Raw genomic sequence first — 9,695 nt, 5'->3', positions numbered from 1 at the left:
TTACAAGGTTGAGCCCCAATAATGTGAAGTTTATATTTGGATTTATCCAAATTATTATATAAATCAGCAAGATAAAGAGCTGCTTTCACGTTTGGATAGTAGCTCATATTTCCCCAAAAAGCCAAATTTATGATCCCTGTTTTTTGTTTTTTTTGCATGCTAATTTTTGGAATACTTACACCATTTGGTACAATATCAAACTTTCCTTTTCCGATATAGTTCGCATCCCTCTCAGAAATAATCATTGCATAATCAACAGATTCATATATTTCATTTTCAACTATGGATAATTTTTTTGATTCACTATAACATATTTTCTTCATCCATATACTTTCTGTTTCTGCCCGATTTTTCATATTTAATGATAAGGCATCAATAAAATCACAATAAATTTTCGCCTTTAAATTCTGTTGATTCCGTAAATCAATAGTTTTTTTAATTAGGTATTCTAAACGTACCAATTGGAAAACTATAATATCATACTTATTTGTAATCACTAACTTTCTTAGTTCTTGCCAGGATTTTGGATCATAATACATAGCACATTGTAATGCAGTTGCTTTATTATTTGAGATAATATTATGTACTTTCCTTATTTTTGTGATGTTGCCAGAAAAACTAGTATTGACATATTGATCAATATCACCACGAAAAATAGAAGGACTTTCTACAGAAAAAACATCTATTTCATTATTTTTTGACAATTGTTTTAATTGATTATAAGCTCTAAGAGCATCCCCCGTTAGCAAGGGCCATGGAAAACGCGCACTCACAAACAAAATTTTTTTCATTATTACCAAGCCTTGTATTCTGATATTGACCTATAATTACAATGTAGAAGTTCTTCATTTGTCAATGAAATCCAAGTACGCTACCGCCCCTGGCTCTTCAGCTACCAGTGCACTAGAAATACCCAAATTGTAATATCTTTGGATTCCCTTATGATAAGGTATTAACATCATATTTGTTAAAATTGTCAAAACCACTTAATCATTTCTTGCAGGCTAAAATAGCCTGCAAATGTGCAGTTTATTACATTATTATTCACTAAAGTAAAACTAAAATTCACTATTTATAATCATTTCACTGCTCATTAAGTATTTTTTCAATGATCTTCTGAAACTTCGCCCCTTCTTTCAAATTCCGCAGTCCATACTTAACGAAAGCCTGCATATAGCCCATTTTTTTACCACAGTCGTAGCTGTCCCCAGTCATCAACATAGCGTCAACAGACTGTTTTTTAGCCAATTCCGCAATGGCATCCGTCAACTGAATACGTCCCCAGGCACCTGGTTGGGTATGCTCTAATTCTGCCCAAATATCAGCAGACAGCACATAGCGGCCTACGGCCATCAGATCGGAATCAAGAGTCTGCGGTTGGTCTGGTTTTTCGATGAACTCAACGATGCGGCTGACTTTACCTTCGTTGTCCAAAGCCTCTTTGGTTTGAATAACAGAGTATTCAGACAGATCGCCCTCCATACGCTTAGCCAGCACCTGACTGCGCCCGGTTTCATTAAAACGAGCAACCATAGCAGCGAGGTTGTAGCGCAGCGGATCCGCACTTGCGGTATCCAGAACAACGTCAGGTAATACCACGACAAACGGGTTATCACCAATGATAGGACGAGCACAAAGGATGGAATGACCCAGACCCAGCAACTGAGCCTGACGGACGTTCATGATAGTCACGCCCGGAGGACAGATAGACTGCACTTCGGCTAAGAGCTGGCGCTTAACACGCTGCTCAAGGAGTGATTCGAGTTCGTAAGAGGTGTCGAAGTGGTTCTCAACTGCGTTCTTCGACGCATGAGTCACCAGAACGATTTCTTTGATACCGGCAGCTACAATCTCGTCGACAATGTATTGAATCATCGGCTTGTCTACGATCGGCAGCATCTCTTTAGGGATTGCCTTCGTAGCAGGCAACATGTGCATCCCCAGGCCCGCTACCGGGATAACTGCTTTCAAATTAGTCATTCTCTCTCCTACCTCCAAACGGCTGATAAAGTATAGACTTTAGCCGTACGTTAGCCAGTATTGCTGGCTCCATCCTCAACACGAAATAGCCAGGTTAAGGTAAACCGAATGCAAACTCTACACTTCACCAGCACCGAGGTGAACTCGGATTCCTCGGAAACGAACTAATCTCGTCAGTTTTATAGCATTTGCGAAAAATCGAAGTTAACTAAGCCCCAGGCACTCAACAAACAACAGTCACTCAGAGACAAACGTAATGTCATCTTTCTTATCGTGCAAAAATTCGTATTTTAAAGTGCGATCCAGTCCCTGAGACAATGTGTAAGGAGCAACAAAACCGGATGAGTGGACTTTCGTTGCATCAAACTGTGTGGTGGCACAGAACTTCTTCACGCGCACAGAGCTGACAGCATATTTTTTGCCGGTCACTTTACCCAAAATATCAAAGCAATAGCCACCTAACATGCCTAAAGCGTAAGGTAAGTGTGCTGAGGGGATTTTTTTACTTAAGCTCTGTTCAACTTCGGTAACCAGTTGGTTCATATTCAGATCAGGTTTATCAACGTAATTATAAACCTCATAACCAGCAGTCACATTCTTCAGTTTATACTTGATAAACTCAACAATATTACCCACATAAGCCATTGATTTATAATTGGTACCCGCCCCAACCATCATAAACTTACCGCCAGCAATCTGCTTCAGCAGATTATAAACGTTGCCGCGGTTGCGTTCGCCAAAGATAACAGTTGGACGAATGATAGTCAGCGAACGCTCATCAGGCGCTTTAGCATGCCATTCACGAAGAACCTCTTCCGCTTGCCACTTGCTTTTACCGTAGTGGTTGAAGGGATCGTGAGGATGATTTTCATCAGGATTGGTTTTGTTCAGACCATAAACGGCGACAGAGCTGGTAAAAATGATGTTCTTAACATCATTTTTCTCCATAGCGGCCAATACATTGCGCGTCCCCTGAACATTCACATCATAGTAGAGTGAAGTAGGACTGACATCATCACGGTGTTCAGCCGCTAACAACACGACTGTGTCATAGCCTGACAGCGCCTGATCCAGAACTTGTTGGTCGCGAACATCACCGATTTGCGTGATTTGCGGATAGAAATGACTCTGCTGTTTATCCAGATTCTTGATATCAAAATCCGCAACAGCCGTCTCCAGGAGTCTGGTCCCCACGAAGCCGGAGGCACCGATGAGCAAAACTTTATCGTTCATAAATCACTTTGTCTGTTCGTAACACAAGAAACATATGATAAAGATGAGCGTCTTCCCTGAGTAGTCAATGCTGCCCAGCCCCAGCTTTAACAGTAATTGAGTGATTATAATCTTTTAGCCAATGATATCCAGTAAGATTATAGTGGGGTTACCTCCCCTGCCCCGGCAGTCGAAAATTCACCGCTTCGACATTCACCACCTGATGGTTTACCCGGTCAATGTCAACTGAACTTTGCCCGCTTTCGTTTACCGCATGGATATTCGCCAGTGATAGCAAGGTGTCCTGCTTAGCCATAAACTTACCGCGTACGTCCTGGCGCAGATCGAAGTGCATCTTGAGCGCGGGTCCAGTTGCGGATTGCTGCATCACTCTGATGTTACGTAAAAAAAGATGTTGCGGTTGGTTGTGCAACTCAAGCGTGGCGCGCTTCATCTCCACGTTGGTGATGGCCACGAACGACGTTGCATTACCTGATGAGATCTGAATGCCGCGTAATTTATATTCAAGTTTCGTGTTATCCAGATGGATATTATTTAACTTAAAGTTCTGCGGAATGGATAAATATCGTCCTTTAATAACACCGTAGCCAATGAGCATACCTGCGCTATTTTCCATATTGATATTATCAATCACGAAATTATCACAGCCATAAATAGCAACCGTTGCATTATCAATGCCTGCTTTCTTACTAAAATCTGGGTTAATATTTCGTGCGCTGATATTACGAATGATAAAATGTTTACCGTTCTCTACATGGACTAACTGTCGACAGTCGGTGCCGGTGATATTCGCCACGACAAAGTTTTTTACCGCCAGGTCATCGGGATAGGTATTGTCATAGGTACTACCCGCCAGTCCGATGCCGATGCCCCAGTTCACGTTGCCGTTGGTACAGTTAATACGTTCAATGACATGGTCAGAAATGAGGATGTTGCTGTCGTTGATCGCCACATTCCACTCAATGGCATCTCCCTGTAGATCGCTAAAACGGCAGTTTGTAATCTTTACGCCATCCATCCGGTTATGAAAGCCCTGACGCAGGATCCCATAGTTAGCGCGCGTGACGGTAATATCCTGAATAGTCAGATTGCGCATCAGCCTCGGTGTTTTGCCGCCGATATAGATTTGCGTCACTGGCCCGAAACCACTCATGGCAATCCCTTTTATCACGCAATCCGAACCGCGCACATAGAGAGTAACGTTTCTCAGGCTCCCGCCCTGATCGCCCATCACCTTACATCCATCCTGCAGAACAAAGCGACCACGGCCATTGCCGCTGATTCTGCCTTGCAGGTGTAGCGTTTTGCCAGGAGGAATAACGACAGCGGTATTGAGATCCTTACATTCCAGTTCTTTGGGTACGACTACCGTTTGTCCTTCTTTGAACGCCTGCCGGAAAGAAGCGACCCAATCCTTTGGGTTGTAATTCTGAATGTTGACGCTGTCCGATGATTCAAGCGCCCGGACAATGGGAGAATGCAGCACGACAAGCGCAGAGCCTGCCGTCAGAAAAGTACGGCGTGAGAGTTTGTTCTCTGACATACAACCTCGATTTACATCGTTTGCAGCAGACTGGCTAACTGTTTATTGATAGCTAACTGATTAAATTCAGTTTCAATTTTTTCTCGCGCACACTGCACAATCGGCTGTACCTGCTCACTGCCGAGCAGGCTAAATTCCGCTAACCTCTCAGCCAGTGCCTGCGCATCGTTTTCCGGTGCCAGCCAGCCAGACTTGCCCGATTCGACCAGCTCCGGGATCCCGCTGTGAAAGGTAGAAATCACTGGAATACCTACCGCCATCGCCTCCATCAGCGCCACCGGGATCCCCTCCATATCGCCGTCTCTTCCGGTAATCGACGGCAGCAAAAATACATCCGCCTGTTCAAGCATCTCCTTTACCTTATGGCTGGGCTTAAAGCCGGGCATCTCAATCACATCATCGAGTTGATATTGCTCGATCAGCGTGCGTAAACGACGCTCCCAAGGACCGATACCCAGGATGCGATAACGAAATGAGACGCCCTGCTCTTTTAACTGTCGGCAGGCTTCGATGGCGACGTGCAGTCCTTTTTTCTCGGTTAACCGGGCGACAGAGATAATTTCCAGCGGTGCAGCTGGTGCTTTCAGTTGGCGAGGGGTAAAACGCGTCATGTCGATACCCATACGCGAAACCGCGATTTTTTGCGGCGGGCATCCCATGTTTTTTAAACGTCCGGCCCAGAGATTGCTGATGGGTAACATCAAATCTCCACGTTGAAATAGCTGCTGATACTCAGGGGTATAGCGGGTAAGCACATCCCGATGCGAAACATCGACGCCGTGAAATACCGTAGCGATTTTTCCGCGGATCATCCCAAGCTCACGCAGCTTAGCGGCCGTTACGCCTGCTGGCCCAAAATGAGCAATAAAGACATCCGCTTCAAACGCCCGCGGATTCCCACCGCAAATGGCCGCCAAAATCAGATTGCGCGCTTCCTCGCCATAACGTGCAACATTAAGCGCTTTCCAGGTCGCTGCGCGGGTGAGACCGTGCAGAGCCGCCGCCGCCCTATATTTCAGCTTCGCCAGTTTGCTTTCCGGTTCATTCAGCAACCAGCGCGTTTTTTCACCCAGCCGATAGGTATTAAATGAGGCATGCGTATTTTCAAGATCGCCCTTCTGCAAAGCGACAATCTCCACGTCGTAGCCCATATCGATAAATGCGGTTATCTGATTGAGTACAAAGGTCTCAGAAGAGAGCGGAAATTTAAGCAGGAAAAAGCCAATCTTCATTTTTCCCCCTCAATACGCGTTAAAACCGACTGCACCATGTGTACCCCGCGTTCGCGTTCGCGTGTCACAGCATCCCCAAGCCGTATGTTCAGTTCAGGTAGCTGTCCGAGGGTATCGGCGACCTTTCCTTCCAGACTGCCATCGAGCAGATGGCGAATATCGACAGCCATCTCCGGCAACCCCAACTGTTGCATGATCCCTGCCGATTTATGCTCGTAGTTAATGGCGATGGCTGGCGTCATAAAATTCATCGAGATAATGGCCGAGTGCAACCGAGTACCCACCGTCAGATCGCATGCCCCCAGAATCTTCCCCATCTCCAGATCGTTAAGTTCATCCATCACCACATGATATCGGGCCGGGTCGTTAACATACTGGCGCAGGTTTAACGCCACCATGCGATCATCTTTGTTGTAACTATCAATACCGGTGCAGGTTGACAGTGCAATCACCTGGTAACCTTCATCGAGTATGCGGTTCACTACCCCGGCAAAGGCTTGCTCATAGGCCTGCTGCGTTGTCCCCAGACGCTTATCAAAAGGCGCCAGCTCGCGCAATGTAATGGCAACGGTCTTCTGTTTAGCCGCCATGTCTAACCAGTGCTGTACCGCATAACCCGGCTCAAAATCCTCATGATGATTGTCGACCAGCCAGGCCGTATCCACGCCTGTTTCAACTTTATCCGTGGTAATTGCGCTGCGCTTCATCAGATCCAGACTGACGGATTCACGTAAAATCAATGCATTACAGTGGCCAAACACGTAGTTCGCCAGTTGATTAAACTGCTCATCCTGGAATGGCCCCACGCTATGACCAATCATGTACAGCGGTTTTTTCGCCATAAACGAACACAACGCATGTTCAAACTGCGGCACACCATACAGATCGACAAAGAACGATCCGCCGACCTGGATGATGGCGTCATAGCGCGACAACAAACGAACAAAATCGGTAAAGCCCTGGGCGATAGCGATATTGCGCAGATTACCGGAGTCGGTAACACGCGAGAGCAGTACCTGGTGCTGATAGCGACGACGCAGCACTTTCTTCACTCGCCCCATAACACCCGCTGCGTTGTTGTGTTGCTTCATCTGCGAATACAGCGGATCGCCCATCACCGGGCGGTTCAGTAACCATGAGGAGCTCACCGGGTAACGGCTCATAACATCCACTTCAGTCTCAGGACGCAACGCGTTAATGGCATCCAGCAAACCGCGCAGGATCGCGCTATCCCCTCGGTTCCCGCAGGTATGGTTGCCCAAAATTAATAGTTTCATTATGACCTCTTAAAGCGTTGTTCTTATCCTGCACGGAGCAAGGTTTTCATTTTTTCACTGCGACAGAGCTGGCGTTTTATTTCCACCACCAGCGGATGACGCGACAGCACTATCATTAGCGCAAACGCCAGTGCCCCTGCCGCTATCTGGCTCCCCAACAACACGCCCAACGACAGTTGCCCATGCAGCATTACGCCCAGCGCATAGCTCACCACAAGGGTTGGCAAGGAGAGATACAACGGCAGCCAAAGACTGAGCATGTACTGGCGGTAGCTGGGGCCAAGAACAGGTTTAATCATCACGAAATAGCTGAGGACGGTGTTAATCACCTGGACCAGTAAAAAACCCAGCGTCACGCCAATTGCCCCGGCCAGATGTCCACCGATGAAAATGGCGGGAATAAACAGAAAGGTTTTGAACACATTGAATTTAAAGCTGATATCGACCCGCGCTTTCGCCATCAGCAGTGAACCGATTGGATTCCCCACCGAGCGCAGCAGCCCAACAATGCACAGCAGTTGCAGGATGGGGATAATGCCGTTCCACTTCTCACCGAATACCAGCGGCACCACGTTATTCGACACCACCATCAGTCCCAGCAGCGTCGGGAAGTTGATAATCCCGACCACCGACAGCAGCTTGTAAAAATTCACCCGTAGCTTTTCGCTGTCATCCTGGATTTTGGCAAACGCCGGAAACAGCACGCGGGTGATAATCGGGTTCAGTTTGATCGGGGGGACAACCGCCACATTCCAGGCGAGATTGAATCCGCCCGCCACACCAGCTCCCAACGTGCGGGCTAAAACCAGCGTGGAAAGGTTGGTATTGATGTAATTGATGATGCTGTCTGCCGTCAGCCACGCACCAAAACGCAGATTCGACGAAACCGATGCCAGCGAAAAATGCAGCCCCGGACGGTAAATCCGGCGACCAAAATAGCCGAACAGCAGCGTACGTAGCGTACTGTTCACCAGATACCCTAGAATGGCCGTCAGCGCGAGCGGCCAGAAATGGGCGCTGACTACGGTGAAGGTAAAACCGGCCAGCACCGAACTGGTTTCAATCATGCCAATTTTGTTGAAGGCCAGCTCTTTTTGCATCAGCGCGCGAAACTGCTGCCCGTGTGGTATCACCACAAACGCCAGTGATAACGTTTTGATGAGCGGTGCCAGTTCTGGGTTATTAAGTACGCTGGCAATCGTCTCGCTCAGCAGAAACATCGCTACGCATACCACGATACCCAACCCAACGTTGAGCCAGTACAGCGTGGTCAGTTCAAGATAGCCAATCTCTTTGCGCTGAATAATTGAGTTGGCAATACCAAAGTCAGACAACGTATCGGCCAGCGCGATGATCACCAGCGCCACGGTTAACAACCCGAACTGGTGGTTATCAATAATCCGTGCCAGTACGGTCATCTGGATAAGCCCCAGACCAATAATGATCACCGTGGCAATCGCCGACCACTTTGCACCGTTCAGCGTTTTTTCTCGTAAGCTCATGTTAATACGCCGCTTTGTTGACAAAGCCTTTGAATACCGTCAGAAAAACAATTTTGATATCGAACCACACGCTCCACTCGCGAATGTATTCGAGGTCAAACTCCACACGTTTTTCCATTTTTTCCAGCGTATCGGTTTCACCGCGCCAGCCGTTGATTTGTGCCCAGCCGGTAATACCCGGTTTCACCTTATGGCGTAACATGTACCCCTCGATCAGCTGGCGGTACTGTTCGTTATGCGCCACCGCATGCGGGCGTGGCCCAACAATAGACATGCCCCCGGTCAGCACGTTAATAAACTGCGGCAGTTCATCGAGCGACGTTCGGCGCAGGAAATTCCCCACAGGGGTAACGCGCGGATCGTTTTGCGTCGCCTGCGTCACCACCGCGTCGTTTTCCATCACTTTCATCGAACGAAACTTCCAGACTTTGATCGGTTTTCCGTCCATGCCATAACGGGTCTGGCGGAAAATCACCGGTCCGTTGGAGGTCAGTTTTACCAGTAGCGCTATGCCACACAGCACCGGAGAAATAAGCAGCAGGATCAGCGAAGCCAGCACGATATCTTCCGCGCGTTTCAACAGGCGATTAATTCCCGAGAGCGGCGTGTCATACAGCGGCACCACCGGAACGCCATTCATCTCCTCAATCCGTGAATGCAGAATGTTAAAGGTAAAGACATCAGGAATAAGGATCACCGAACAGGTGGTGTCGGCCAGCTCACGAACCAGTTTTTTGACGCTGGCGCCATCGCTCATCGACATGGCGATATAAACGTTATGAATACGAGAGGCTTTGGCGTCGTCCACCAGCTGTTGCAGATTACCGGCCCAGTCGCGGGAGTTTTTTCCAGGGATAGGATCGTGATAGACCCCCGCCACTTCAAATCCCAGCCAAGGTTCATGGCGAAAGCTGTCCAATAGCATTTG

General features: G+C 47.7%; 8 protein-coding genes. All 8 read right to left on the bottom strand.

Annotation, left to right across the window (positions count from 1 at the left end):
- On the bottom strand, positions 1-791 hold a 791-nt coding region (locus FDW94_RS01360), incomplete at its 3' end, for a hypothetical protein (protein ID WP_137377011.1).
- A gap of 292 nt (positions 792-1,083) precedes the next feature.
- Positions 1,084-1,980, bottom strand: coding sequence for a GalU regulator GalF (galF, locus tag FDW94_RS01355; RefSeq protein WP_137377010.1), 897 nt, complete (start codon positions 1,978-1,980; stop codon positions 1,084-1,086).
- Positions 1,981-2,217: 237 nt separating this feature from the next.
- The gene (locus FDW94_RS01350; protein ID WP_046670034.1) at positions 2,218-3,213 is read right to left on the bottom strand and encodes an SDR family oxidoreductase; all 996 of its coding nucleotides are present in this window, start codon (positions 3,211-3,213) and stop codon (positions 2,218-2,220) included.
- A 148-nt stretch (positions 3,214-3,361) separates the two neighbouring features.
- Positions 3,362-4,756 (bottom strand): colanic acid biosynthesis protein WcaM, encoded by a 1,395-nt coding sequence (gene wcaM, locus FDW94_RS01345; protein ID WP_137377009.1) that lies wholly within the window; start codon positions 4,754-4,756, stop codon positions 3,362-3,364.
- 11 nt (positions 4,757-4,767) lie between these two features.
- Positions 4,768-5,988 (bottom strand): colanic acid biosynthesis glycosyltransferase WcaL, encoded by a 1,221-nt coding sequence (gene wcaL, locus FDW94_RS01340; RefSeq protein ID WP_137377008.1) that lies wholly within the window; start codon positions 5,986-5,988, stop codon positions 4,768-4,770.
- On the bottom strand, positions 5,985-7,265 hold the full coding sequence (gene wcaK / locus FDW94_RS01335; protein ID WP_079934505.1) for a colanic acid biosynthesis pyruvyl transferase WcaK: 1,281 nt from the start codon (positions 7,263-7,265) through the stop codon (positions 5,985-5,987). Before wcaK ends, wcaL begins: the two co-directional genes overlap by 4 nt.
- A gap of 23 nt (positions 7,266-7,288) precedes the next feature.
- Positions 7,289-8,767: a colanic acid undecaprenyl disphosphate flippase WzxC gene (wzxC, locus tag FDW94_RS01330; protein ID WP_137377007.1), complete on the bottom strand. Its 1,479-nt coding sequence runs from the start codon at positions 8,765-8,767 to the stop codon at positions 7,289-7,291.
- Between the two features lies 1 nt (position 8,768).
- A partial coding sequence (locus FDW94_RS01325) for an undecaprenyl-phosphate glucose phosphotransferase (RefSeq protein WP_249358221.1) occupies positions 8,769-9,695 on the bottom strand: 927 nt, incomplete at its 5' end.

This window comes from Citrobacter sp. wls757 (assembly GCF_005280935.1).
Lineage (GTDB): Bacteria > Pseudomonadota > Gammaproteobacteria > Enterobacterales > Enterobacteriaceae > Citrobacter > Citrobacter portucalensis.
The sequence above is the reverse complement of the archived record's forward strand: the minus strand, read 5'-3'. Positions and strand labels throughout refer to the sequence as shown.